We start from the raw sequence: 1,164 nt of genomic DNA, 5'->3' as shown, positions 1-1,164 counted from the left end.
GTTCAGCGGCATCCGGGCCGAAATCCTGGTCCTGAAGTTCATCGAGCAACAGGTCGTCGAGGTTGGCGTCGGCGGCCTGGGCGGAGCCGGATTGATGCGCATCCTCGGACGCTGTTTCATCGAGATCCCAGTCGAGGTCACCAACAAGATCGACGGGTTGCTCCGCGATCTTTGTAGTCGCGGCGAGAGGCGGCTGAACGGGCGCTGCGGTTGGCTGGGTCGCGGCTGGCTGGGTCACGGCGGGCTGAACCATGGCCGGTTCCTTGGCCGACGGCAGCGTGCGCGCGGTCATGGCACCGAGAAGCGCGTTCAGCTCGTCTTCGAGGCTTCGTTCGTCCGCGATGGGCGCTTGCACCGGCGGCACAATGGCTGCCGCGGGAGCTGCCGATTGCGGGGAAGCCGCGGCGATTTCGGCGACGGGCTCTTCGGCAGGCTCGGCAAACGCCTCGTCCAGATTCAGGTCGAAGGCGTCATCCGAAACAGCTTCAGCGCCTGGAATTTCATCCTGCGTCTCGACGGCATCGGCGCGCAGTTCGTGCGCCGGCTCGTCATCAAAAGCCTCCGGCTCGTCCGCCTGAACGTCAAAATCCACATCGACATCGGGCATGGCATCGTCGAAGTGACCCGCGAAATCCTCGTCGGAGATCACCTGGGTTTCATCCGCGGCGGCTAGTACAGGTTCTGGATAGTCGACAGCAGCCGCTTGGCGCTGATCCGCCGGATGGTCGTCGAGCATCAGCTCGTCTTCGAGCGAGATCGCGACCGCATCGTCGAATTCATGATTGGAGGCCGGCTCGACGGCCACCGGCACTTCGGCCACCGGCGATTCAACGGCATACCGGGCCTCGGCAGCCTCGTCCTCGATATGGAAATCCTGGTCGAGGGAGGCGGCAAGCTCATCCTCCATCGGCAGATCATCGTCGAAGGGCGAGATGTCTTCGAGCGAACTGGCGACGGCATTGTCGAAATCGGCGTCGAAGGCAGGTTCAACGGACGGCACGGCTTGCGCGGCGCCAGCGGTCGCATGGCTGGCGGCGACCGCCTGGTCATCGGCATCCGACATGTCCAGGTGGAAATCGTCGTCGAGTGACAATGCGAGATCGTCGTCCGCAACATCGACGGCCACCGGCTCGACTGCCGGCTCATGAGCTGCGACAACTGGAG

General features: G+C 64.0%; 1 protein-coding gene and 1 pseudogene. One reads left to right on the top strand and one right to left on the bottom strand.

Going from position 1 to position 1,164, the window contains the following annotated elements:
• Nucleotides 1-907, bottom strand: a pseudogene (locus EOA36_RS35780) (SPOR domain-containing protein); the annotation flags it as partial.
• Here EOA36_RS35780 and EOA36_RS39005 point away from each other — a divergent pair.
• Nucleotides 866-1,090, top strand: coding sequence for a hypothetical protein (locus EOA36_RS39005; RefSeq protein WP_348629840.1), 225 nt, complete (start codon nucleotides 866-868; stop codon nucleotides 1,088-1,090). The pseudogene EOA36_RS35780 and the gene EOA36_RS39005 overlap by 42 nt on opposite strands.
• The last annotated feature ends 74 nt before the right edge of the window (nucleotides 1,091-1,164 follow it).

This window comes from Mesorhizobium sp. M8A.F.Ca.ET.021.01.1.1 (genome assembly GCF_003998025.1).
In the GTDB taxonomy this organism is placed as follows: Bacteria; Pseudomonadota; Alphaproteobacteria; order Rhizobiales; family Rhizobiaceae; genus Mesorhizobium.
Note: the sequence above shows the minus strand (reverse complement) of the source record. Positions and strands in the feature narration are given on the sequence as shown.